At 64.1% G+C, this 24,594-nt stretch carries 18 protein-coding genes; 13 read left to right on the top strand and 5 right to left on the bottom strand.

All coding sequences use genetic code 11. The annotated features are described in order from the left end of the window. Nucleotides 1-90: 90 nt before the first annotated feature. The 3 genes from J0P97_RS05330 to J0P97_RS05320 form a co-directional block, all read right to left on the bottom strand. Nucleotides 91-807: a hypothetical protein gene (locus J0P97_RS05330; RefSeq protein WP_215486751.1), complete on the bottom strand. Its 717-nt coding sequence runs from the start codon at nt 805-807 to the stop codon at nt 91-93. A gap of 505 nt (nt 808-1,312) precedes the next feature. Continuing rightward, nucleotides 1,313-3,436 carry a GmrSD restriction endonuclease domain-containing protein gene (locus J0P97_RS05325; RefSeq protein WP_215486750.1) on the bottom strand — a complete coding sequence of 708 codons (2,124 nt, stop codon included), beginning with the start codon at nt 3,434-3,436 and terminating at the stop codon, nt 1,313-1,315. Nucleotides 3,437-3,525: 89 nt separating this feature from the next. Continuing rightward, nucleotides 3,526-4,116, bottom strand: a complete 591-nt coding sequence (locus J0P97_RS05320) for a hypothetical protein (RefSeq protein ID WP_308163440.1) — start codon at nt 4,114-4,116, stop codon at nt 3,526-3,528. Nucleotides 4,117-4,243: 127 nt separating this feature from the next. On the opposite strand from J0P97_RS05320, the gene J0P97_RS05315 reads away from it, so the two are divergent. The 5 genes from J0P97_RS05315 to J0P97_RS05295 are packed head-to-tail and all read left to right on the top strand — an operon-like array spanning nt 4,244 to nt 6,368. Continuing rightward, on the top strand, nt 4,244-4,462 hold the full coding sequence (locus J0P97_RS05315; protein WP_215486749.1) for a helix-turn-helix transcriptional regulator: 219 nt from the start codon (nt 4,244-4,246) through the stop codon (nt 4,460-4,462). Continuing rightward, complete coding sequence (locus J0P97_RS05310) at nt 4,452-4,745, top strand: glutaredoxin domain-containing protein (protein ID WP_215486748.1); 294 nt, start codon at nt 4,452-4,454, stop codon at nt 4,743-4,745. The genes J0P97_RS05315 and J0P97_RS05310 overlap by 11 nt, the downstream gene beginning before the upstream one ends. Beyond that, complete coding sequence (locus tag J0P97_RS05305) at nt 4,742-5,212, top strand: hypothetical protein (protein WP_215486747.1); 471 nt, start codon at nt 4,742-4,744, stop codon at nt 5,210-5,212. Before J0P97_RS05310 ends, J0P97_RS05305 begins: the two co-directional genes overlap by 4 nt. After that, nucleotides 5,209-6,108 (top strand): hypothetical protein, encoded by a 900-nt coding sequence (locus J0P97_RS05300; RefSeq protein ID WP_215486746.1) that lies wholly within the window; start codon nt 5,209-5,211, stop codon nt 6,106-6,108. Before J0P97_RS05305 ends, J0P97_RS05300 begins: the two co-directional genes overlap by 4 nt. Beyond that, nucleotides 6,105-6,368, top strand: a complete 264-nt coding sequence (locus tag J0P97_RS05295) for a hypothetical protein (protein WP_215486745.1) — start codon at nt 6,105-6,107, stop codon at nt 6,366-6,368. Before J0P97_RS05300 ends, J0P97_RS05295 begins: the two co-directional genes overlap by 4 nt. 186 nt (nt 6,369-6,554) lie before the next feature. Here the strand turns inward: J0P97_RS05295 and J0P97_RS05290 are convergent, their stop codons facing one another. Continuing rightward, nucleotides 6,555-7,571, bottom strand: coding sequence for a zeta toxin family protein (locus J0P97_RS05290; protein ID WP_215486744.1), 1,017 nt, complete (start codon nt 7,569-7,571; stop codon nt 6,555-6,557). Nucleotides 7,572-8,260: 689 nt separating this feature from the next. Here J0P97_RS05290 and J0P97_RS05285 point away from each other — a divergent pair. From J0P97_RS05285 to J0P97_RS05255, 7 genes are all read left to right on the top strand, one after another. Further along, the gene (locus tag J0P97_RS05285) at nt 8,261-8,854 is read left to right on the top strand and encodes a hypothetical protein (RefSeq protein ID WP_215486743.1); all 594 of its coding nucleotides are present in this window, start codon (nt 8,261-8,263) and stop codon (nt 8,852-8,854) included. Continuing rightward, on the top strand, nt 8,851-9,921 hold the full coding sequence (locus J0P97_RS05280) for a hypothetical protein (RefSeq protein WP_215486742.1): 1,071 nt from the start codon (nt 8,851-8,853) through the stop codon (nt 9,919-9,921). The genes J0P97_RS05285 and J0P97_RS05280 overlap by 4 nt, the downstream gene beginning before the upstream one ends. Nucleotides 9,922-9,943: 22 nt before the next feature. Continuing rightward, nucleotides 9,944-13,021, top strand: coding sequence for a helicase-related protein (locus J0P97_RS05275; RefSeq protein ID WP_215486741.1), 3,078 nt, complete (start codon nt 9,944-9,946; stop codon nt 13,019-13,021). Then, nucleotides 13,021-16,362 carry a type ISP restriction/modification enzyme gene (locus J0P97_RS05270; protein ID WP_215486740.1) on the top strand — a complete coding sequence of 1,114 codons (3,342 nt, stop codon included), beginning with the start codon at nt 13,021-13,023 and terminating at the stop codon, nt 16,360-16,362. The genes J0P97_RS05275 and J0P97_RS05270 overlap by 1 nt, the downstream gene beginning before the upstream one ends. Then, on the top strand, nt 16,362-17,423 hold the full coding sequence (locus tag J0P97_RS05265; protein WP_215486739.1) for a DUF3644 domain-containing protein: 1,062 nt from the start codon (nt 16,362-16,364) through the stop codon (nt 17,421-17,423). Before J0P97_RS05270 ends, J0P97_RS05265 begins: the two co-directional genes overlap by 1 nt. A gap of 143 nt (nt 17,424-17,566) precedes the next feature. Further along, complete coding sequence (locus J0P97_RS05260; protein WP_215486738.1) at nt 17,567-20,578, top strand: AAA family ATPase; 3,012 nt, start codon at nt 17,567-17,569, stop codon at nt 20,576-20,578. A 61-nt stretch (nt 20,579-20,639) separates the two neighbouring features. Then, nucleotides 20,640-21,191 (top strand): uracil-DNA glycosylase family protein, encoded by a 552-nt coding sequence (locus tag J0P97_RS05255; protein WP_246539833.1) that lies wholly within the window; start codon nt 20,640-20,642, stop codon nt 21,189-21,191. A 19-nt stretch (nt 21,192-21,210) separates the two neighbouring features. Here J0P97_RS05255 and J0P97_RS05250 read toward each other — a convergent pair whose 3' ends face one another. Further along, the gene (locus J0P97_RS05250; RefSeq protein ID WP_215486736.1) at nt 21,211-22,098 is read right to left on the bottom strand and encodes a class I SAM-dependent methyltransferase; all 888 of its coding nucleotides are present in this window, start codon (nt 22,096-22,098) and stop codon (nt 21,211-21,213) included. Between the two features lie 123 nt (nt 22,099-22,221). Between J0P97_RS05250 and J0P97_RS05245 the strand changes: the two genes are divergently transcribed. Beyond that, nucleotides 22,222-24,573: a DUF262 domain-containing protein gene (locus J0P97_RS05245; RefSeq protein WP_215486735.1), complete on the top strand. Its 2,352-nt coding sequence runs from the start codon at nt 22,222-22,224 to the stop codon at nt 24,571-24,573. The last annotated feature ends 21 nt before the right edge of the window (nt 24,574-24,594 follow it).

Raw genomic sequence — 24,594 nt, 5'->3', positions numbered from 1 at the left:
GCGACCCGCGCGAAGTTGCGCCGCGGACCTCCCCGCAGGGCAGGTATCAGCTATCCGCGGCACCGCAAGCTAGACGCAGCTGCCCAATAATCACACGGTGCTGAAAAGGTCGAGTCCAGTCACATCGACCGTCTCGCCGAACGCGCGAGCGACTTCCGTCGCGACTACACCCGCGCCGATCGAGTAAATGCGCGCGGCCGCGACTGCTGGCCAGAAGTAGAGGGCGCGCTTGTCGGGGAACCCGCGGATGGTTGCCAGAACGTTTGGATCGTTCGCGCTCGGGAGGTTCCCCTGATTGGCGAGCGGGCGTGCCGACACTGGAGCAGGCCATACCTCGGGGCCAAGTCCGGTGACGAGACCGTGCGCGAGGCAGTGGCGCACCTGCACCCAGCCCGCCGAGCGTTCGAGCACCTCAGCCCATGAGGTGGCTCGATCTGCCCACGCCGTCGCTGCCGTCTGCCGCGGGAGCGTAATCGTCCAGGTCGTCGCTGGTGCTGACGATATCCCTGCTGCGTAACCAAGCTTCTCCACGAGCGTGGCGAGCGAAGGATTGGTGAGATCGGCGTTCTTGGCCACATGGGCCCAGGACCGGCCCTGTTCGACAAGCGCTCCCGCGAGCAAGTCCTCGGCAAAACCCTCGAATGCGCCAATCACCGCAAGCGTCGTGGCCGCGGGTAGCGCGGAGTACTTGCGCCCCGGTCGGCCGACTGGGCGAGGACTCGGCCACAGGTCGAAGAGGAGACGAGGAACTTGAAGCGCTACAGCATACTTATCGACCACATCCTGGAAATTCACGCGCACAGCCACGCTGTCAAGCTATCGCTATCTGCACGAACGGAAGGCGGTGCGTGCCCTTTCGCGCATTCGTTTGCCGTCAGCTCCGGACGCCACCGTCAGGACCCTGGAAGTAGCAGCGTTGACCGCGGCAAGCGATTACGCGACGAGCGTCGACCTTCGCCCCGTTTGGTGATACGTCAGCTTGACTCGATCGCCCGGCGTACTTACACAAGCACTTCGGGTGTTGCTGGTGGTAGAGCCGCGCTCGCGACTTCGCCGGATAACCTGCGAATGAGTTTGATCTTCTCTTCGAGCCGCACACGATCCGTCGAGTTCATCTCCTCGTGAACCATTCGGGCGAGATAGCTTCCGCCCAGGACGAGCCCGTTGCTGCGGTTGGCCACTGAGGGCCACGGTTTGCCGCCCGAGGTTTAAATCCTCGACGCCTCGGCAGCCAGTACTTCGAAGTCGACCGCCCCGTTTCTTCTATTGAGCCGACGCAGTTCGAGTACCGCACGATCTATCTGCGCCGACGTCATGGCTTCGGGAGTTCGAGGTCTTCGTCGGCGGGCATGGAGTTCTGGAAGTCGGTGCGTACGTCTCGCAGCCTCCGGCCGTCTGCGATCGCCCAGAAGTACCAGCCATTCGTCGACCGCTTCCGCAAAGCGATTCCGGCGGCAGACGGTGATTTGTAGAGCTTGCCGTCGAGAAGGATCGCCCCGTCGGCGGTGATGGTCGCTTCCCGCCCCTTGTAGTCGCGGTGTGTTGCGACGAGGCTATCTCCGGCGCGCAAGAGTCCAGCCTCGATGAGGTGCTTCAACTCGACCCAGTCGCCCGCCTTGGTCTGCGGGTCCACCACCTTGCCATGGTGCCCCTCGGGAACGGGCCACACGCGAAGCAGCGTCTCGATGAGCTCCGCGGTGCGCTCATCGATGAGTTCCTCGTCCCAGGCTTCGTGCTCAGTTCGCTTGATGACGCGACCGGTGAGCGTGATCGTGTTGTGATCCTGCAATGCAGAACGCTTCAGCGACCACGGTCCGTTGGAGACCTTGGAATTGAGTGACCGAGTCAAAAGGGTCAAGTTTCCAAGACGGTGCACGTGCGCCTGCCGTGCCTCAACATCGTCCGGATCGACCGGCCAGGTGTCCTTCCAGCTCCGCGGCAGCAGGTGCTCGACCGGATAACCCTTTCGTTCGATTTGAGGTTGCCCAGTCTCCGCGCGGTAGTAGTCCTCTGCTGCCTCGAGGAGCATTCGCAGCCGACCCCGCGGGAAGCGTGTGTAGGCGGCCTCGATCGCGAGCGTCTGCCGAAGCTCATCGTCGCCGGGCCAGTATGTGCTCGTGACGTTGAGGCGTGCGAGGTGGCCGGTGACACGCTCGGCGATGTCGCTGGCCGACGCTTTCGCGTTCGCGGCGATGAGGTCAGCGACGATACGGCCGAGGTCGCTCCCCGAGAGCCGCAGCAACTGGCGTCGGATCATCCAGCTCTCGGCAACGTTGATGATGCGGTCTACCGAGTCCGGTGTGATGCCGCGGCCGGGTTCATGCGCCCAGATGAGCAGAGGCTTGAGGACCTCAACGCCCGCAGCCTGCATTCGATAGACAGCCATCTCGGTTGACGTGAGGCTCCCGCCTGGGCGGGCTGCGGACTCCGTCCAGGATTCGTACTGCTGGGCCTGTGTCTTGATGATTGGTAGGAGCTGTCCCATGGACTGACTGGATTCCAGCTCGACGTAGGACTTGAACCTGTTGAATGTCGCTTGCGGGCTGACTTCCTCGCCGGTCCGCGCTACGAGCCATTGGTTGAGGAACAGTGAGCTACGGCTGACGAGGCTGCGGCCGACGCTCACTTCCTTCATCCAGAACTTGGTCTCGAACGGCCAGTCCTCTCGATAAGCCTTCGCGGTGTCTGCCCCCTCAGCATCCAGTCGCTGGAAGACGAAGTTCCGGACGAGATCAGCGGCCGTCAGAGGCGTACCCCGCGCGTTGAGGGTCTCGAAGATCTCTTGCGAGTTCTCGGAGGCCTCCAGTTCGATCGAGACCAGTTGCAGACCGTCGAGCAGAACCGTGGTCAGCTCCTTCGCTTTGGCTTCGTAGTCCTCGGAGTCCACCGCCCCCAACCACTGCTCGACAACCGTAGAGAAGTAGGCGTGTGCCCGCACGATCTGGGAGTCCGAGTGGACCATTCCCGCGTGATCGACAGGCGGCTCGGCAATCATCACCTCGTCGAATGCCGCGCGATCCTTGTTGAGGTGGCGAACCTTCAGCCGGCTGTCACCCTCTTCGACGTAAATCTCGTCGTTGTGTGTCAGGCGCTCGAGCTGCCCGGCCAAGCGAGCCTGCCCGTTCTCCGCCAGGAGTGCGCAAGCGGCGTCGGCAAGAATCTGCAGCGTCGTGAGTCGCTGCTGGCCGTCGATCACGTTCCACGTCGTCAAGCGCCGACTCTGTGCATCGTGGGACTGCAGAACGACAGCCCCCAGGAAGTGCGTCGCACCCGAGCGTGGCTCCGCGATCCGCAGCTCCGTCACCCGGCGGATGTCGCTCCACAGCGGCGCCCACTGCTCTTCCTCGCGCCAGACATACGGACGCTGGAACAGGGGGATCACGAAGTGCTGGGGCAAGTTAAACAGCTGCAACGGTGTTCGCTTGAACGTTTCCACGGTGTCGATACTTCCGTATGAGTAGCTCGCTCGCGAAGTCGTCGGCGCTTTCCCCACCTACACGTGAGTGATGCGCCCCGAGGCGAAAGCTACGCGCCAGCGGGCCTGCCCACATTCGACGTCATCCCCACGAGCCAGCCCGCCGCCCGCGCTTTCTGGACCCAATCCGACGCGGTGCGCTCGGGCACGTCCAGTTCCAGGGCGATGAGCTTGACCGGCGGGAGGTCCGCCAGCGCGGCGGTGCCATAGAGAATCTCGATGACCTCCCATCGCTCGCCCTTCATCCCTCGCTTCACGACGGCCTGCGCCATCCAGGGCGGGATGATGCGGCCCTCCGCTGTCGTGAGATCCGCAACCGTCGTCCACGGCGCATTGGGATCGTCGCCGAGTTGAAGTGCGACGCAATGGGGGATCGCGACCTGCAGAATCGCCTGCGGCGCTGCGTGCTTCAAACGGTCTTCGTTGAAGTCGTCAGCGATCGCCCGGTTGACGATCGTGGTGATGACGTAGCGGCCGCGGGCTGCGCTGTAATGCGCTTCGATCGTCGTCTCGACGCCGGTCGACTCATCCACGGCGGTCGCGACGAACGCGGGAGCGATGCGCAGTGTCGACCCCACTGATTCCGAGACGGCGGATGCCGACATCGTCTGGCCATCGATTGTCCGCACGTCGACCTTCACCCCCTCATCATGTCCTACTCGACACGAGTTCTGCAGAAGCCCTTGACTAAGGATACGACTTAGGAGTGTACTGCTGTCAAACGTCAAATCGAATCCGCATGAGGAGGCGAGTTCCATGACGACAGCGATGAACTCTGACACTGCCGGTCTCAGTCACGTCTTCCTGAGCCCGGACGAACTTGCTGCGGCCCTGCCCGGCGTCACCAAGAGCACCCTCGCGATGTGGCGCTACGAGGGAAGGGGGCCGCGGTACCGAAAGCTCGGACGCATCGTCGTGTACGCGCTCGATGAGGTCGAGAAGTGGATCGAGGACGGAGCGAGGGAGGGTGGCTCCCATGCGCGCTGAGACTTCGACCAACGGTCTTCGATCAACGGAGCGCGCCGTCTCCGTGTACACAACGGGACCAGAGTGCATCCGGTGCGTTCTCACGAAGCGCGTACTCGCGGAAAAGGGCGTCCGATTCCTCGAGGTCGACATCCGAAGCAACGACGCCGCGCGCGAGTACGTCGTAGACGATCTTGGATACACCGAGGCGCCGGTGGTTGTCGTCACCGACGAAGACCACTGGTGCGGCTTTCGTCCCGACAGGATCGACGCGCTCGCCGACCAGCACCGGAGCCTTCGATGAGCTCGCTCGCAGCAGCTGCCGAGGGTGAGAGTCTCGCGGAAGCGGGGGAACGTATCCGGTCGGCCGCTCCGATCCGCGGCGACCGCGCGACCGACGAGGACTGCCGCATCCGACGTGCGCTGATCGACGAAGCACTGGCAGTCCGCGGCATCCATCCCGGTGCGCACGAGTGGCACACTGCCCAATTCGTCGACGGACATGTCGCCGGCGTCTGGGCGAACTCAGTCGAGGAAGCTGAGCTCGATCTCACAGTCTGGTGGGGCGTCCAATGCCATTGGGTCACCGTCGACCCGCACTGCCTGCTCTTCCACGAGTACTTCCCGAAGGGCAAGCGGTCGGCAGCAGAGGCCGATCGACGCTTCCCGCTCGCGCCTCCGCGCACGTTGCGCGACCGCTTCGCGCCCGCCGAATCGCTGCTTGACGCTATCTGGTCGCCACCGGCATCCACTGCTTCGTTCGTGAGGTGATCACTGTGGTCGACGATGCTGAACGGCTCCAGCGAGCGAACGAGGACCTCCGCCTTCAGATCGCGCATGCTCGCGCTGCCCTATACGAGAGGGAGAAGCAGCGGAAGGAGCGGCGCCGCGAGTACGCGCGCGAGTATTACGCGGCACATCGCGACGAGTACCTCGACTACCAGCGCCAGTACCGCGCCGAGCAGCGCGAGAAGGACCCCGAGGCGTATCGGGCGGGCAAGCGCGAGCGCAACCAGCGCTGGCGCGATTCGCACAAGGATCAGGTCAATGCGCGGCTGCGCGACAAGTATCGCGACAACGCCGAGAAGCACCGCGAGCGCCGACGCGAGTACTACGCGGAGCATGCCGAGGAACAGCGTGCGCGCCGTCGCGAGTACTACGCCCGCAACAAGGAGAAGCAGAAAGCCTCCCATCGTGCGTGGCGCGACCGCGAAAAGCGGCGCCGAGCGGCCGGCCTGCCGACGCAGCGTCTCCATCGCGTACCTCGCGACGAGCGCAAAGCCAACCGCGTCGCTGCCGACGCCTTCTTCTCACGAACCTGGACCGAAGAGGAACTCATGACCATGATGGAGATCTTCGTGACGCCGCCGGAACTACTGGCGGCGTGGAAGCGAGACTGCCTCAAGGCGCGCGCGACCTACACGCTGGCTGAGCAGCAAGAGGAGCTCGCGCGTCTGCGGAAGGAACTCAACCGTGTGGCTCCCGGCCCCAAGCCGAAGCCGAGCCTGACGCCGCAGCAGATCGAGGAGGCACGGATGGACGCCATCGCGAAGCAAGTCAACGATCGCCTCCGCCACCGCGAGGAGCAGCGGCGCGTTGATCATCTGGACCCCGTCGCCCCGCATCCGATGCTGCATCAACCCAACACGACAGGACTGAGCCGATGAGCGCCATCGACCGAGACCGCGCCGAGAAGGTGCTCTACCGCACTGCCATCAGCGCGTTCATGTATTACCCCGACAAGCCCGACAACGAGCCGGGGTACGACGTCGAAGAGGACGTGGCGTGGTGTGTTGCGCCGCTTGATCGACAGTTGCCGATGCCGGATGTCGAGATCTTCCGCGGAGTCATCCGGATGCTAATCACTGAACCGCTCGCGGACCGACGGCCCTTGATCCAGAAGCTTGCTGAGCTCTCGGGGGAGTAGGAGGCGGATCGGTCCTGGCGGCCGATCGTAGCGACCTCCGGCGCGCTCCGTTCCGGCCCTGCGGCATATCCTCCCTCGCTGCGCTCAGTCCGGTAATCCTCGCACTCGGCACTGCTCGCGCCTCCGGTCGCGTTGTGAGCCACTACCAGGAGGATCCGGGAGGAGTTGGCGCACGCGAGAGTGGCGTCAGCGCGAAATGCCGCCCCGCTCCGGGCTTTTCGGAGAGATGACGGGCGCGGCGAGGTCGACGGCCTGCTCGCGTGGCAGCGAACGCTGCAGCTCGCTCAGGCGCGCCGCCGTCTTCCGTTCGATGGTGCTGACGAACTTGCCGTCGCTGGGCACGTACAGCTCGGGGATGACCTCGCGGAGAGCGACTTCATGCAACTCGAAGAGCAGCTCGGTAACGCCACGGGGAAGATCGCGACGCGTCAGCGCGAAGTCGGTCGCGTGGTGCAGCTCGCTGAGCCACTGCGTGGCGTCGAACCGACTCAGGCGTGCGGCCTGCTCTGACTCGAGCGCTCCAACGCCGCCCACGAACGCCGCGTCACCGTCAGCGCGGTGCGCGTCGAACACTGAGTTGCCGTCGCGGCCGATCACCGTCAGACGGCTGACGGAAGCGGAGTTCACGGTTGCCTCGGCGAGAGCGCGGGTCGCCTCGAATGCGCGGTCGTGGGCTTCTCGGCTGACGAGCCGTGCAAGCTTGCCGGCGTGAGCGTTGGCCAGGTAGAGGGATGCGACCGAGAGAAGACTCTCGGCTCGCCGTGATGCGACGATCACGACGCGCGTCTGAAATCCCGCCGCCGCGAAGCGTTCGGTCGTTGCGACCGCCACAGCGGGGTCCTGAAACGCTCCCCCGAGTACCAGGGATCGCTTGTTCTCTCGGGCGTAGCGTATGCAGTCGCGCATCCATACCGCTGTTGCTCGGGTGACGGCGTCGAGTGACTCAGGTGCGCTGGCGACGGAAAGCTCAGCGAAGCGCGGGTGAAACGCGCGCAGATCATCGGCGCCCACAACGGCTGGCGCTTGATCGTGATCGACGATCAGAGTCCGGATCGCCCTCTCACGTGCAGTCCCAGGCTGGCCAGCCAGCAGGGTGAGAGATGGTGACTCTTCAGGGTGGGTCGAGCTCTGAAAGACCAGAGGAAGGACATCGCGCGCCTGTATCGCGTCGCGCTCACTCGAATCGAGCTCCCAGCCGGTCAAGGCGTCAACTCCGCAATCCGAAGGGCGATTCGGTCGGCGAGCGAGTTCACGGCCGCGCGGTCGTGTCCATCCACGTCGAGGATGTCTCGATGCAGCTGCTGAAGCTCGGACAACGCAGCTGCTGAGGGTTCCGAGCTCTCGATGGAAGACTGCAGAAGCAGGCTCGTAAGCAACGTCGCGGACTCGCGCATCGCCTCGTAGGCGACAGCGTCATTGACGCGCCATGCCGATATCCGAGCCACGCGGCCTCCCTGGCTCATCGTACCGGCGACGCTGGGACACGTGCAGATCGGCCGCCGGCTTGGCCGTCGGGGAACCGGAGCCAGCCAACAGGTGTGTCCGTCGTGGTTCCTGAACGATGGCGGGAGCGACAGTTCGCGGGACCGGCTGCGCCGTTTAGCCTGGGTCACCGAAAGCGACTGTACTCGTCAAAGGTGGTCGGAAGTGGCCACAGTGACGGCGATCTCGCGCGAGGTCTCGTCCGTCGTCGACGGATAACCGCTTCGCTACGGTTACATGTAGGTAGTCGCTTCTTGGTTGTCTTTAGACGTCGTCTTGGGCGTCCTGGGAGCGAGCAGGCGTCGTTGCTCGCATTGATCACTGGGGTCTTGTCGGAGCTACGGCATAGCTTGGAAGACTTCGCACGGAGGACCCAGCGGAGGATCTGCAGAAGGAAGGCAACGCGCAACATGAACACCTTCACGGTGGGGACGGTGAGTGTCGAGGTGATCGATGGCGAGCACGCGATCGCGGTCGTCCCGCCGAGCCAGTGGCACGGCGATCGGCAGGAGCGTCCGGCGCACGCGTTGCTCGCCAACCTTAAGGCGGACGACGGCCTTCGCGCACAGGTCTCGCTGGTCCACTGGGACGACAGCGACGAGATCTCGCTCGGCTTCGCCGAGCTGCTCTCGGGCCCATCCGACTATGAACGGCTGGAGGACGCAGGAGCGATCTCGCCCAAGCTGATCGACGACAAGCTCGTCGCGCGGATTCGCGCGCTCCGCTACGGGAAGACCGGTAGAGCCACCGGCGCGGCGGTGGAGTGGGCGCAGATCAGCGAGTGGGCGGGCGGCGACGCGCACGGCATGCTTGCCGACCTCGGAGCGACGCGCACGGGCACGTATGGCGTGCTGCTGCCGAGCTCGACGCGCTTCAAGACCGAGCCGGCCATCGAGGTGCCCGTCGCTGATCCGTCAGCGTTGTTCGCTGTCTACGCGCTCACGCGCGTCGTGCCGATCATGACCGGCTACGGCAAGGAATCAGTGGAAGGCCCGAACGCATGAGCGGCGTCGACGTCTCTATCGCCCTGCCCGAGGACGAGACGCCTGGCGAACTCATCAAGGGCTACTTCACCCTCATGCGCGCATTCGGGTGGGATCTCTACGTCACAAGCCACTTCACGCTACGGGAATCGTTGGGGTCGCAGTGGTTCGCGGCCCGCATCAGCGAGCTGAAGGACTCGGACCCGAAGAACTGGCGACCCAACCACCGCTTCGAGCCGCAGGATCCTGGGGTGATTCTCCGCGATTACATCCACGAGCAGGATTCGCCGTATTTGACCGTGTTCGGCGGGCAGTTCCAGAAGCAGACAGCCGCGAAAAAGATCCTCGCCACGAGAAACACCTGGTTCCACTTCGGTGACGATCCGACGACGGCCCAGCTCGAGGAGGCGGCGAAGGTCGTGCGCGGTTTCGTGCATTCCAGCGATATGCACATCGCTGGGCGCATCGACGCGCTGATCGAGCGACTGAGTGATCTGCGTACCGGGCGCCATCCCGTGGAGGCCGCGCCGAGTGCGTCTGCGACGATTCCTGCCGTCCCCGAGTCCGCCCCGCTCGACGCCCCGGAGGACTTGCCACGCCCGAGCATCGGGGGCACCTGGGTCGGTCCCATCCCGGAGCTGCGCTACCGCATGACCCGCGCTGGAGACGTGGTGCACCCCGACACGATGGAGTCTGTGCGCGCCAACGTCGCTGGCGACTTCGCCGACAAGTTGCGCGCCTGGACGGCCGTCGAGCCGCGCGGCCGCGAGTTGTGGATCGACTCGGACGGAGCCGTTGGCGGATTCATCGGTGCAACGCCTCGTCTGCTCGGCTACCTCGGCCCCGACCCCGTGAGCGACGTCGCTCGCGGTTTCTTCACCCCGCATTTCTACGGAGTTGAGGGCGACGAGATCGCCGACCTCGACTCGGGCGAGCGGCGACAGGTGCCGTTCGCGTCGCGCATTGCCGATGACGTGATGCTTCGTGTGACGACGTACGGCGATGTCCTGGTCGTTGGGGACGCAGACGGCGTGGAACGGGTGGCCACGGTGACGGCCGCCGAGTGGTTTCCGGGACACCTGAACTAGACGTGGAGAAGAGATCGGGCAAATGACTACCCCCACCCTGAGCGACCTGATCGTCGACAACTCCGACGAGCACTGGAAGGCACTGGACTACGTACGTGAGTGGTGCCAGATCAGCGAGTCGATCGACATCGCCACCGGTCACTTCGAGCTGGGCGCGTTCCTCGCGCTCGACGGGGAGTGGCAGAAGGTCGACAAGATACGGCTGCTGATCGGCGGCGAGACCAGTCGTCAGACGGCCGATGCGATCGCCGCCGCGCTCGACCGCTCGATCGAGGTCGAGCGTGCCGATGGCGACCCGCTGCTGACTGGCGCCCCGGCGGTCGTCCAGGCGATCCGAGATGGGAAGATCGAAATCCGCACCTATCGGGAGAAGAAGTTCCACGCGAAGGCGTATATCACCCACGGTCGCCTGTCCGTCGTCGGCTCGGCGGCGTTGGTCGGCAGCTCGAACTTCACGAAGCCGGGCCTGACACAGAACGTCGAGCTGAATGTGCGCTTTGGTGGCGTAGAGGTCCGCGAACTGCAGACCTGGTACGACCAGCACTGGGAGGACTCGATTCCGGTTGAGGCCGAGTTGCTCAAGGTGCTCGATCACAACGTTCGGGAGTTCACGCCGTTCGAGGTCTGGATGAAGTCACTGCAGACACTCACGCAGTCGGTGGATACGCCGGATCGGGAATGGGAGACCAGCGAGTCGAAGATCTATCCGACCCTCGCGCCCTACCAGCAGGAGGCGTTTCATGGTCTGCTATCGATGGCGCAGGCCTGGAAGGGCGGCTTCCTCACCGATGGTGTCGGGCTCGGCAAGACCTTCGTTGGCCTGATGCTCACCGAGTATTACGCGGTTCGCAAGCACCAAAACGTGCTTATCCTGGCGACGAAGACTGCCGAGGACGCTGTCTGGCGCAAAGAGCTGCAAGAGCGGCTGCCGTCCCTCGATGGCGAGTTCACGAATGTTCGGATCATGGCGCACACGGATTTCCAGCGCAAGGATGCCGCCGAGCGAGTCGAACGCCTGAAGGATCGCGTTGACGTGGTGATCATTGACGAGGCGCACAACTTCCGCAACCACGGTCCCACGGACTCGCGCTGGTGGAAAGTACAGGAACTGTGCGAGGGCAAGACCGTATTCCTGCTCACGGCGACGCCGATCAACAACTCGTTGCTCGACTTTGCTCACCAGACCGAGCTGTTCACCGGGATGCAGGAAGGTTACTTCGCATCGCTCGGCATCAGCGGTCTCACCGCCTACTTGTCCGGGGTGGAGCGCGCCTTCTTCAGGGCTCGATTTGAGGCCGCGATCAGTGGGGCACCAGTAGACCTCACTGACTTCGATGATCTACTGCGGCAGGACAAGCTACTCCAGGCGATCGTGTGGCAGAACACCCGCAAGTACGCGAAAGAGAGTTCGAAGGCGGCAGGTGGCCCGGATGTGCTTTTCCCGGAACAACAGAGGCCAGAGGTCGTGTCGTACAGCCTGAGCGGGCACTATGGGCGACTCATGGACGAGATTGAGTCCGCCTTCCAGCGCAGCGCCCCGCTCTTCGCGCTGCCAATGTACTACCCCTTGGCCTTCTCCAGGGACCCGGACGTGGATACCCGCGCCCAGAATAGGCAGCAGCAGGTTGTGGCGCTGATCCGCACGATCTTCCTGAAGCGGTTTGAGAGCAGTATCGCGGCCTTCGCTGGTTCCTGCCTGGACCTGACGACGAAGGTGCTCGACTGGCTGTCGATGAACAGTGCTGGCGACGAGGCTGCCGAGGAGCGCCTGCAGACGTGGATGGGCACCTACGGGGATCTGCGCAAACGGGTGCACGACCAGTTCCGACCCACTCGGGAGTTCGCCGACATCGTCGACGTGAGCGATCTGACTGCGGAGGAGTTGGACGAGCTGGAGCTGGCACTCGATCCCGCCGAGTACAAGCTCGATGAGATGCGGAACTCCGCGTTCGACGATCTCGACCAGCTCCGCATCTTCCTTGAGCTGTCTCTCGTGGCCGAAGGTGGTGACGACAAGTATGATCACCTCCGCACTCTGATCGACCCTGCTCAACCCCTCGGTGCCGAGCCTGTTTTCGACCCGCTGTTCCGCGAGCAGAAGGTGCTCATCTTCACCGAATTCGCCGACACAGCGCGGTACCTGCATGAGCGTCTTGTTGCTGACGGTATCGCGGATGTCGATCGACTGGACGGCTCACGCACCGCCGACCGGGTGGCGATGATTGAGCGCTTCGCCCCGGTCTACAACCGGGTTTCGCCCGCCGACCGGGCGAAGCAGGCGCCGCTGCGCGTCCTCATCACAACTGACGTGCTCGCTGAGGGCGTGAACCTCCAGGACGGCACACTGTTGGTCAACTACGACCTGCATTGGAATCCGGTTCGGCTCATCCAACGCATCGGCCGTGTCGACCGTCGCCGCAGCCAGGTTCAGGAGGACGAGATTACTGGCAGGGTGGAGGCGCGGGTCAATGAGCGGAAGGAGATCCGCATCCGGAACTTCCTCCCTCCGGATGACATAGAACGGTTGCTTGCTCTGCATGGCCGGGTCGAGGGCAAGATCCTCCTCATCTCGAAGACGCTGGGCATCCCGGGCGGGAAGCTTCTGCACGCCGATGACATGCTCGACGACGTGAAGGTGCTGCAGGCCTTCAAGGACGAGTATGAGGGGGAGCTGAGCCCGCTGGAGCAGCTTCGTCTCGAGTACCAGGAGCTCATCGCCGCCGACCCGGGTCTCGCCGATCGGATCGAGGCTTTGCCGCGCGGTATAGGCACCGGCAAGTCCTGCTCCGAGAAGGGCGTCTTTGCCTGCCGCGAGGTGCCGACGCATGTGAAGACCGAGGACGGTCCCGGCTACTGGACGCTCGACCGACCCCAGGTGGTGTGGGTGCTGGATCGCGACGGAGAGCAGACCGAAGGCGTCACAGAGATCGCCGATCTGATTCGCAGCGATGCCACGATCGCATTGGTTGGCCCCACTGCGGCGGTCGCTCAGGCATTGCGCGCCGCAGAGCGCGAGCAGGCGAAGCGGTACCGCAAGGACGTGCAGCTCCCGCTCGACGCACCCGCACCGCGAACCGTGGCCTGGATGGAGCTTCGCTGATGTCGACAATCACTGAGTACCTGAAGAAGGCCGGTTCTTCGCTGCAAGCCTTCACCGACTTGTTGATCTACGGTCTGAAGTGGCCGATTCCGAGCGGATTGGAGTGGGACGACCTGCCTATCGACTGGAGTCCGGCGGAGCTTGACCTCGACCCGGAGAAGGTCGGGCCCATCCGCATCCATCAGTTGAACATCGTCACCGATCAACAGGTCGGCATCCTGGTCTTACAGTTCGATGGCAAGCGCCTCCCGGTCGCGGCCGTTCGTCGCATCATCGAGCGCTTCCTGAAGACGTCGGGCGGTAAGACCCGAAGCGGTCGGCGACCGGCGTGGGAGGAGGACCGTGTTCTTGTGTTCGCCATCTCGCCGCAGGACAACTCGATCCATGCGATCGGTGTCGGCCGTGAGGATGGCCGCCGGGTGCTGCGCTCCCTGTCCTGGTCGACCGGATCGACGCCGGCGCGACTGGAGCTGATCGCCGAGCGCGGCGTACCGGAGCTCGTCTGGGGCGACCGCGGGCCGGCACTCACGACCGGCCTGTCGAGAACTGCAGGCTTCGGGGCTTACCGGGGCGCAATCCGGTCGGCCGCATCGCTTGCGGCACGGATGGCTGAGGTCGCGCGCGAGCTGCGGGAAGAAGTGCTCGACCTGCTGGATGTTGAAACCCAGGGCGGCCCGATGCGCACGCTCCTGGGTGAGTTTCAGGAGCGCCTACTCCCGGATCTCGATCATAAGAAGTTTGCCGATGTCTATGCCCAGACGATGGTGTACGGCTTGCTATCGGCACGAGTGACGCACCCGGAGCTGTTCGCCGGAGATCGACCCCTGCTAGGCATCCGCTTCTCTAACGAGCTGCTCGACTCGATCTACGCCCGGTTCCGCGAGCAGACCGCAGGCGAGCTCGACGTCGACGAGCTCGGCCTCGGGGAGCTGGCAGGTGAACTCGCGAAAACCGATATCGAGGAGCTCCTCGCCGATTTCGGCTCGAAGGATCGGAAGATGGACCCGGTCGTCTTCCTTTACGAGCAGTTTCTTCAGCAGTACGACAATCGCCAGCGGATGGATGCGGGCGCTTTCTATACACCGTTGCCCGTCGTGCAGTTCATGACGCGTGCCGTCGACCACATCCTCAAGACCACCTTCCGGCTCCCGCTCGGTATTGCCGATCCGTCGACATGGTCAGCGGTATGTCGCAACCTCGGGATCGTTCTCCCTGACGACACGGTGCCGGACCGAGCGTTCGTCTCGATGGTCGATCCGGCGACCGGTACGGGCACCTACCTCATGGAGTGGATCCGCGTTGCACGGGAGTCCTTCGTTGCGGCGAATGGCAGTGACAGAGGTTGGTCCAAGCACTTCGAACAGCACGTTGCTCCCTCAATGCACGCCTTCGAGCTAATGCTTGCTCCATATGCGATTGCGCACCTGAAGTTCGCCGTAGAGGGTCATGCCGCGGGGATCGACGACATCGAGCCGACGATTCTGCTTTCAGACACCTTGTCGTATCCCGCTACACAAGGAAGCTGGGACTTCGACGAGGATCCGATTGCGGTCGAGGCGCAAGCTGCTGACGACATCAAGATGACCGAGCGATTCACAGTTGTCATTGGCAACCCGCCGTACAACCGAGAACAGGGTGCGGCGGCTGGGGAGAAGCGCGGCGGTGGCGTGGTGCGGCATGGAGTTCCTGGTATCGAGCCTCTCATCAACGATCTGACGAAGCCGATGAGCGACGCTGGGCTGGGCGTTCACATCAAGAATCTCTACAACGACTATGTCTATTTCTGGCGATGGGCGACCTGGAAGGCGACGCAGAACCTCGGCGATGGTCCGGGCATTGTTGCGATGATCACCGCAGCGTCTTACCTCAGCGGTAAGTCGATGAGCGGGCTCCGTGCGCATCTTCGCGATGTGTTCGACGACTTCTACGTGATTGACCTCGGCGGCGAGGGACGCGGGGCGAACACGGAGGAGAACGTCTTCGACATCCTCACACCGGTCGCGATCGGCATCGGGGTGCGGTCCACCGGTGCGCGCAACAGCTCGAAGAGCCGAAACTGCCGGGTGCACTACGTGCGGGTCAGCGGCAGTCGAGCCGACAAGTTTGACTGGCTGGAGCGTGACTTCGCCGACGTCGACTTTATCGAGGTGCCGGGCAAGCATCTCGACTCGCTCGCACCTGCGGCGAGCGGCGCTTACGCCGACTGGCCGAGCCTGGAGGACCTTTTTCCATACTCGGTTAGTGGTGCACAAGCCAAGCGTTCGTGGCCAATAGCTGTCGACTCGCCGACGCTCGGACGACGGTGGGCGGCGCTCCTAGCGTCGGCCGAGCGCTCACGAGCTTTCAAGGTTACTCGTGACCGAACGCTGGAAAGCACCCCGATCGCGCTCCAGTCGCCCCCAGAGCGACTGGTTGCCCTTGCAAAACTGTCAGGCTCAGCACAGCACGAGCCTATTCAGTACTACGGTTACCGCAGTTTCGACCGACAGCGCATCCTCGCGGATGCCCGCCTGCTCGACTACGCGCGCGGGGACCTCTGGGCCAGTCTTAGCGAAGGCCAGGTGTTCCTAACCTCTCTCGCTGCAACCACACCTCTCGGTTACGGCCCGGTGCTAGTGGCGTCTCCTTATGTTCCGGACATGGCAGCCTTCCGGGGGGCGTACGGTGGCAAGGATGTCTTCCCCCTATGGATTGGCGCTGCACCTGTAGACCCCAACCTTGCACCTTCCTTGCTTGACGGCCTTGCTGGGGTCGTCGGCGAGGGGATCGGCCCGGACGAGGTGCTGCAGTACCTCTACGGGATTGGCGGCACCGCCGCGTTCAGTGAGCGTTTCGCCGAGGAGCTTGCGGTCGCCGCCGGCCCAGTGCACCTGCCGATTACGAAGGATCGTGCCCTATTCGGCGCGGTCGCGACGCTCGGTAAGGAACTGCTCGCCTGGCACACCTGGGGCGAGCGTTACACAGACAGTCCGATCCCGCTCGGGCCTGCCGCCGAGGTCGCGAAGATCACCGGCAAACCGGAACACTTTGGCTACGACACCGCATCGCAGACCCTCACCGTCGGCAACGGGGCCATCGCCCCGGTCTCACCGGCGGTCTGGAACTTCGAGGTTTCCGGCATGAAGCCACTGCAGAAGTGGCTCGGCTATCGGATGGCTAAACGGCAGGGCCGAACCTCCAGCCCGCTCGATGCGATCACCTACGACGAGTGGACCTTCACCGACGAGCTGCTTCTTGTCGTCAGCATCCTCCAGCACACCGTGGACCTCACCCCGCGCGCGGCTGAATTGCTCTCCCGCGTCCTCGACGGCCCGCTCTTCACCGCCGAGGATCTGAGCTGATGATCAAGGAAGCGCGACTCCTGAAGGAGAAGGCAGTGAACTCGCTGCTCCTATCGATCGACCACTTCAACCGAGTGACGGATGTCGGTCGACCGGAGGCGGTCCTCATCTTCGCCGATCATTCGTTCGAGATGCTGCTCAAGGCGGCGATTCTCGCGAAGGGCGGCAAGATTCGGGAGCCGAGGGAGAAGAACACCATCGGTTTCGACCGATGCGTCCGTAAGGCGCTCTCGGAACTCAACTTCATTACCGACGAGCAGGCGCTGGTACTTCAGACGATCAACGGACTCCGGGATGCCGCCCAGCACCACCTCGTTGAGCTTTCCGAAAGCCAGCTCTACTTCCATGCCCAGTCGGGGGTCACTTTGTTCCGCGACATCCTGAGAGATGTCTTCTTGGAGGACCTGGGCGCAGTGCTACCTCAGCGCGTTCTCCCTGTTTCGACGGTGGTGCTGACCGATCCTCTGGAGATGTTCTCGTCGGAAGTCGAGGTCGTTCGTGAGTTGTTGGCTCCAGGACGTCGTAGACGCGCTGAAGCCGCAGCGAAGTTGAGGGGTATCGCGATTGTAGACGGCGCATTGCGGGGCGATCCTTTGCAGCCGGGAGATGCCGAACTTCAGCGGCTTGGCCAACGTCTTGTCGCAGGTGAGACCTTCGCTGATATCTTCCCCGGTATCGGCTCCATCAACTTCAGCACGGATGGTAGCGGGCCACAGATGGGGCTGCGGATCACCAAGAAGGAGGGGGTGCCGGTAACTCTCGTGCCCGAGGGGACGGCGGGCTCATCGGTGGTCGCTGTGCACAAGGTCGACCTCCTGGGTTTCTACAATCTTGGTCACGCTGACCTCTCGAAGAAGGTCGGCCTGAATCGCTCGAAGACGACCGCAGCAGTAGCTGTAGCGGGTCTCAAGGCTGATCCGGACTGCTACAAGGAGGTAGCGGTCGGGAAAGCGCGATACCAGCGCTACTCGCAGAAGGCGATCGATCGCATCCAAAGGCTTGTCGAAGACAAAGGTGCTGATCAGATCTGGGCGGAGTACAAAGCGAAGCGTGAGAATTAGGATGCCCGCCTGGCGTAGGCGTCAAGACTCACGGGCGTGCACCGAACTCGACGAGAGACGATGAACTCAACAAGAGGCGATGCACGCAGGCACTTTCTGTGGAACTAGTATCGAGTTATACATATTGCGGCTAGACTCGCCCCATGCGCGGAGGCCTGGAGCGCTGGAAACGTGGTGTCGGATCGCAGGGGGTTCGACAGGCGCTCGCGTACGCATTCCAGGGATCCTGCGATTCCCACCTTCGATCCACCGCCGGTGCTGAGGCGCTCGCCGCCTACAGCGAGGCCGGCGGCGGTGTCGTCACGCGCTTCGTCGTCGAAGACGGCGCCGTCAACGCGGACGCCCTCAACGAGCAGCAACTTCGTCGCTGGGTCGACGGTCGCGACCCTGCGAGCGGCGAGCGTCGGGGGCGCGATCTGACCTCGCCTGACGCTGACCTCATCCTTGACGGCACGATCAACGCCCCGAAGTCGTACAGCATCGCGGCCATGCTTAACGCAGACCTCGCAACCGAGTTTGAGGCGCTCCAGGATCGGCTCCGTGACCTCATCATCACGACCTGGCAGCGCGAGTTGAACGCGCGCCGAGGCGCCGGCGGTCGCATTCGAGAGCGTCTCCATCGCATCGAGGTGGTCGAGCTGCAGCACCGCCGGTCGCGCGCGCTCGACCCGCACATCCACCGTCACCTGTGGCTCAACGTCAAGGTGCTCGGCGAAGACGGCAAGTGGTCGAACGTCGACTCCCGAGTGGCCATGAAGATGCAGACGGTCATCAACGCCGAGGGGGAGCTCGCGGCGCGCACCGATCCACAGTGGCTCGACGCTCTGGCTCGGCACGGGCTGACCCTCGACGCTGGCGGCGAGATCGCAGAGCTTGCCCACGCCGTGCGTCCGCTCTCCCGACGTTCGACGCAGATTGAGGCGAACCGTGCGGTGCTCCTTGCCTCCTGGCGCGGTGACCACCCCGGCCTCGAGCCGAGCCCCGACGAGCTGCATCGCATCGACCGCCTCTCCTGGGCAAGAGCGCGACCGAACAAGCCGGGCGACGTCGACGAAGCCGCATGGGAGCAACTCATCGCTGACGAACTCGCGGCGATCGACCCCGCCATACTGCGCGACCGGGACGCCGTGTCGGCGGAGAGGATGCCGGTCGACAAGCTCGACCGGGACCTGCTGGCCGCTCAAGCCGTCGTCGAAGCGGATGCCCGTTCAGCATGTTGCGGCGGACGGTTCAGTCTGTTCGATGTCAGAGCCAGCGCGACGCGCGCTGTCGCGGCATCCGGCGTCGTCGCTCCGCGAGAGCTGCTGCAAGAGGTCATCGACGACGTTATCGTTCGCGCGCTCGCGCAGACAGTCGACCTGCTCGAGGGCGAGATCGACCGCCCCGCGCATATCAAGGGGTACATGGCCTCGAGCACCGCAGCGGCGAAGGTCGAGCTCGCTGCTCGTTTCGACGAGCTCGCCATCGGTGGCGTGCCCGCAGATCAGGCTGAGGTCGTGACGGCGGCCGCAGCGGTGCTGCAGAACGGAATTCAACTCGAGACCCGGCAGATCGAGGCTGCTGCGGCAATCGCCGGCACCGATCGCTTGGTCTCCATCACTGGCCCGGCGGGCGCAGGGAAGACGACGATGCTACGCGTCGCGAAGGCCGCCCTCGCACACCGCGGACGCCGCATGGTCGTCGTCGCTCCCACCAAGAAGGCGGCATCCGTCGCCGGTCGCGAGATCGGCACCTCGGCCTCCAGCCTGCACGCGTTGCTCGGCGATCACGGCTTCCGATGGGGACGCGATGCCGCGGGTGCGGAGACTTGGACGCGGCTGACCGTTGGAGCGATCGATCCTGTGACCGGCGTCGCCTACACGGGGCCGTCGCGATATCGGCTCGTCTCAGGTGATCGAGTGGTCGTCGACGAGGCCGGCATGGTCGACCTCAATGCAGCAAACGCGCTCGCAGCGATCGCCGTGGAGTCGGGCGCTGGCATCGCGATGGTCGGCGATCACATGCAAGCGCGCCCGGTCGGTCACTCGGGAGCGATGGCCACGATGACCCGGCGGGCGACTGCCGTGGTGGAGCTGACATCCGTTCACCGCTTCACCGATCCCGAGTACGCGGCTCTCACGCTTCGAATGAGGGAGCCTGCGTCGAAGGATGCTGCGGCCGCCGTCGCGACCGAGCTCGCAGACCGGGGACTCATTCACCGCGTAGCCGACCATGTACAAGCGCGCGACGTGATGGTGGAGTCGTACTTCCGCTGGGCGGGCGGTCAACGGCGCGTGGCTCTCGTAACTAGCACGAACGAAGAGGCGGATGCCATCAACGAGGCCATCCAGCAACGACGAGTCGATCGCGGCGACTTGAACGTTGATCGAATCGCGGTCGGGCAGAACGAGCAGCGGCTCTTGGAAGGCGACGTTGTTCAGACCCGCCGCAACGATCGCGCGACGGGCGTGGAGAACCGTGCGGTGTGGACTGTTCACCGGATCACATCAGCGGGCCTCGAGCTACGCAGCGTGAACGATGCGATCGACACCCGCGTCGTGAGCCACGAGTACGCGGCCGAGCACGTGCACCTCGCGTACGCGTCGACCGTGCACGGCATCCAGGGAGAGACGACGGATGCCTCGATCGTCGGGCCGGGGGTCGACGCGTCGGGTTTGTACGTCGGCATGACGCGTGGGCGTGCGCGCAACGAGGCGATCGCGATTGCGCGAACCGATGCCGCGGCGAAGGAGCAGATCGCGGACAGCATGCTGCGCGGCGTCCCTGAGGTCAGCATCGACGACTCGGTGCGCGCGGCGCGGAGTGAGCTCGGGAGGGCGGCGCGGCCGTCATTGGACGCAGTCGGCGGGGACCTGCGGCGACTGAACGAGTGGATGCGTACCGCTCGGCGAACACTGCTCAACCTCGACAGTCGGGCCGCCGCTCATGAGGCGGGCGCGCATGGTCGAGCACGTCGAGGTGAATCGGACCCCGAGGCTGCGGAAGTCCGTCGTGTGCTGCGTTCCGAGTACGAGGCAGCATCGCAGCGACACGCGGACCTCGTGCGCCAGTACCTCGGGGCCAGAAGCAACGGCGGCTCGACTGCTGATGCTGGGGACGCGGCTGCACCCCGTGTAGCGCCCGGGGAGCGGAGCCACGCGCTGCTGAGCCGCTGATTTCGATCGATCGGGCCGGCGCGTCCGATCGATGCCCGACATACCTGATAGAGAGATCCTCATGGACAAGTTGATCGGCTATCAGGCTCGCGAGCATTGGATGGGACACGAGGTACTCACGATTGCTGATGTGTGGCCGGCCGAGCCGCGCGCCATGATCGTAGGGCTCAACCCCGCACCATCGAGCGTCGAAGTGGGTCACTACTACCAGGGCCAGGTCGGTCAAAGCCAGCTGCGCAAGCTAGCCGCCGCGGGGTTATTCGGTGCGCCGTCCGGCCGCTACTTCGAGGGGGCGGCGCTCGCCGCGAGAGTTGGCTTCACCGACATCGTCAAGCGTCCGAGCCGCGGTGAAGGCGACGTCGGCGCTGACGAAATCCGGTACGGGAGCGCTCAACTCACCGACAACCTCCGCGCGCGCGGTGTTGGACTCATCGTCTGCGTGTTCCGTCATCCGGTGAAGGTTCTGCTCGGCAGCGAAGGTGTGGCGGGGATGCAGCCGAAGGTGACGCCGTGGGGAGCGCGCGTGTTCCGGATGCCGGGACCGTTCGACAAGCGCGAGAACGTCGAGCGTGTGATGTCGGAGCTATCCGAATACCTGGATGCGGGCGAGTAGCTGGCGCGTCTCTGCGAGCTCACGTCGCGGTGCGCAGGTGGGAGAGGACGAACCGTCCGACCGTGACCTGGCGATCGGCGAGTTGGGTCGCCGCGCTCAGGGACGCCGTCGCATAATCGGTGTCGAGGTCACCTGTGATCGGCCGCACGCCATCTGTGTAGTGCATGACGACCGCCCCTCGCTTTCCTCGAGCGGCCACCTCCCGGAGCTCCGCTGGCGAGAGATATGACGCGGTCCCACCCAGCGCCAGCACGCTGTCAAAGCGGCTGCCGCACAGCACTCGCTTCTCTTGTGCTTCGCTCCAGCTCATTGGATGGATGCCGGCTGTGACGGGGTACTTGGCGACGAGCGCGTTCAGCATCGCGGTTGAGGGATCGATGCCGACGTAGCGGATCGGGTCCACGAGGCCGGCTGTCAGCGGCCATCCCGTGCCACACCCGACGTCGAGGGTGCGCCACAACTGCTCACCGAAGACGCTGTGGATGAACGATGTCGCACCGTCGAACTCGTCGTCGGTGAGCGATTGCTTCTTGTCCCACTCTGAAGCGACGGCGTCGTACGCGGAGGCGACGTTCGACCGCGTGACAGGCATGTTCTGGATGCCGTAGATATGCTCCACGCGGCCGCGATTGACGAGGGTCGTCTCGTCAAGGTCACGATCCATCGTCCAGTGCTTCCACCCCATCGGCGTGCGCAGGTAGATGCGGGTCCATTTGTAGAACTTCATGGGCTCACCGAACGTCTGGATCACATGTGCGGCGCGCGCGAAGTCCGCGGCATCCAACCCCGCTGTCTTCGGCGACGCGACGTACTCGTGCGGGGCACCCTCCGCATACGTCGTCGCGAACTGCCAGTCGAGCTCAGGCTCGAGGTCGAGCCACCAATTGAGGTCCGTGCGGGTGATCACCGTATTCTCCAAGTTCCGCACCGCCCACGAAGTCCGTGCACAGATAGGATCGCCGGAACCGCCGACATCGAGCGACGAAAGCGGAATCAATTCGGCCACTCAGGCGACTGGCATGATGGCGCTATGGGTGACTCGGATCGCGGCGACGCTCTGGCGGCGTCGGCCTCGGTGGGGGAGCTGGTTGCGCGACGATTGAGTTCAGCTGACCGTTGGAACCTCGCGCTGGTACAACGCGCCGAGGTCTGGGACGAGCTGCGGATGCGCCACCTTCTTGACTCGCTGCTCGCCGACTACCCGATCGGTGCCATCCTGTTGAGTTCGGTCCGGGAACCCACGCGCGAGCTCGTCGTTCAGGCGGATGGGTCGCGAGCGGAGACGGATGCAAATGCGGGATCGTGGCAGATCCTCGACGGGCAGCAGCGCATCAACGCGGTGTTCTCGATATTCACTCGGCACGGACATTACGGTCACTTCCTCCTTGACATGTTGATGGAGCGACCCGCCCCCGCACCGGCGCAGGGGCGAAGCGCGAAAGAACGTGCCCTCCCACATATTCGGCATCTGCGCGACACTAACGAGGACTTGGAGTCCAGGGGGCGCTTTGTCGATCTCTCCGGTTGGGCTGACTGGGTTGAGAGTTTCGATGATCTCCGGAACTGGCAGATCGACGAGCGTGCAATCGGTGAGCTGCTCCACGAACTTGATCCGAAGTTCGTGCACGATGTTCCGCCTGAAGCGAGGCGGATCGCAGTGAAGAACCTCGACCGGTTGATCCGAGCGTGGACTAAGCGCTCCATACCCGTCCTCCGCGCAGAGATGGACACGCCCCTTGACGTCCTAGAAGTCTTCAGCAGGATCAATCTCGGTGGCGTAGATGTCGCAGGAGCGGACGTCTACTTCGCCGGCGTCAAGACCTTCTGGCGAGACGCCGAGGCCCGCGTGGACCAGGTCCTCGACGACGCGCCGATGCTCCGAAACAGGCTCGGCGCACTTCGCTTCCTATCGAGGCTCGCAAGTCGCGCGCTCGGGCACGGTGACGTACTACCGCTCACGGTGGACAGGCTGGCAGGTAAGAAGGGAGAGCTGCTCCGTGCGGCACTCGCGGAGATCACTGAGCCCGGTTCTGATGTCCGCGTCAGGCTGGCGGCCTTCGCGTCGTGGTACACATCGGAGTCGAGCCTCGGCTATGTGCTTCACCAAGTCACGGCCGAACTGTGGGACGAGGTGCTGTCGTGGGCGGTGTCCTCGCCGAGATCCGATGTCGACTGGTACCGCGCGAGCGTCGAGGCGCTCGATACCTATCTGCTCGGAGCGACACTTTTCCGATACCGCGGTGTGATGGGAGATACCTTCCGGCGCATCGCCTTGCAGGAGTCCCTCGAGGCAGGGAGCAACGCCCTGTCCTTCCCGCTGGATGAGATCGTCTCGGTTGTCAGAGCGAAGACCCGGTTGCGCGGGCCGCGCGGCCGCGCGGTAGGGGGAGTCGAGTCAGAGGGCGACCTCGAGGCTCTCGCGAGCAGAAATGGTTGGATCCTCACCGCGCTTGCGCAACGCATCCCATACCGTTCGCAGCCCGAGGACGACTTTGACTGGGACCACATCTTCCCCCAAGCACAGGCCCACCGCATGTGGAGTCCAGGGCTGGGAGCGCGCCGAAGACATCACCCCGATCGTCACCTCATCAATTCGGCCGGCAATTTCTGGGCTCTCAATAGCTCGGCCAATCGAAGCCTCCAGGATATTTCCGGACGACGGAAGTTTGATCTGCTGCTCGCCTGGTTGCGCGATGGAGAAGCCTGGCGGGTTTGGGAGGCTGATCGCTGGTCGATCAGCCCCGAAGAGATCGAGAAGTTCGTCCTCGTCGACGAAAAGCTGAACGGCGATCCCGCGAGCATCGACGAAGCGATGGTCATCTTCAAGACGACCGTGACGGCGAGATCACGAAGACTTCTTGACGAGGCAGTCAGTCGCTTCCCCAATTTGAGGACGATGGCAGACAACCCGATTGCGCCCATGCATGACCCCGCGCCGAAGGCGCGGGACTACCGAGACGCGCTCGGCCTCTCGGTTGGGGACCTGACTCTATCGACACTGGATTATGCGGAGGCGCGAGCGCAATTACGCGAGCGAGCTCGCCGCCTCGGCGCGCTGATCGAAACTCGGTTGAGCGAACAAGACCTACGCAAGGACTCGTGGCGGTGGGAGCCGAGCGGCGTTGGTGCTGCAGAGATGGCGTTCGCCGCGTTTGAGCTAACGGGTGGAAACTGCGTCGAACTGATGGTCAAGTGGGATGCAACTTCGGGTGCGCGTTTCGAATTCAAGGCGTATCCCCACAGGCGGCGACCCAACGACCCCCATCTGTACGTGGGATTCGCTTCGATCGAATTGCAGGTTCCGTGGTCGGCAGATGACCCGGAGGTGGTTGAAGGGTTCCTTCGGTTGGTAGGCGAGGTCCAGGCGAGGTACCCCCGGTAGGTGCTGGGTGTCCAGCACGCG

Source organism: Microbacterium flavum (assembly GCF_018717645.1).
Taxonomy (GTDB): domain Bacteria; phylum Actinomycetota; class Actinomycetes; order Actinomycetales; family Microbacteriaceae; genus Microbacterium; species Microbacterium flavum.
This window is presented reverse-complemented; position numbering and strand designations above follow the sequence as displayed.

Coding starts and splice junctions, on each gene's coding strand:
- J0P97_RS05315 (WP_215486749.1), top strand. CDS start 4,244: ATGAACTCTGACACTGCCGGTCTCAGTCACGTCTTCCTGAGCCCGGAC.
- J0P97_RS05310 (WP_215486748.1), top strand. CDS start 4,452: ATGCGCGCTGAGACTTCGACCAACGGTCTTCGATCAACGGAGCGCGCC.
- J0P97_RS05305 (WP_215486747.1), top strand. CDS start 4,742: ATGAGCTCGCTCGCAGCAGCTGCCGAGGGTGAGAGTCTCGCGGAAGCG.
- J0P97_RS05295 (WP_215486745.1), top strand. CDS start 6,105: ATGAGCGCCATCGACCGAGACCGCGCCGAGAAGGTGCTCTACCGCACT.
- J0P97_RS05285 (WP_215486743.1), top strand. CDS start 8,261: ATGAACACCTTCACGGTGGGGACGGTGAGTGTCGAGGTGATCGATGGC.
- J0P97_RS05280 (WP_215486742.1), top strand. CDS start 8,851: ATGAGCGGCGTCGACGTCTCTATCGCCCTGCCCGAGGACGAGACGCCT.
- J0P97_RS05275 (WP_215486741.1), top strand. CDS start 9,944: ATGACTACCCCCACCCTGAGCGACCTGATCGTCGACAACTCCGACGAG.
- J0P97_RS05270 (WP_215486740.1), top strand. CDS start 13,021: ATGTCGACAATCACTGAGTACCTGAAGAAGGCCGGTTCTTCGCTGCAA.
- J0P97_RS05265 (WP_215486739.1), top strand. CDS start 16,362: ATGATCAAGGAAGCGCGACTCCTGAAGGAGAAGGCAGTGAACTCGCTG.
- J0P97_RS05260 (WP_215486738.1), top strand. CDS start 17,567: ATGCGCGGAGGCCTGGAGCGCTGGAAACGTGGTGTCGGATCGCAGGGG.
- J0P97_RS05255 (WP_246539833.1), top strand. CDS start 20,640: ATGGACAAGTTGATCGGCTATCAGGCTCGCGAGCATTGGATGGGACAC.
- J0P97_RS05245 (WP_215486735.1), top strand. CDS start 22,222: ATGGGTGACTCGGATCGCGGCGACGCTCTGGCGGCGTCGGCCTCGGTG.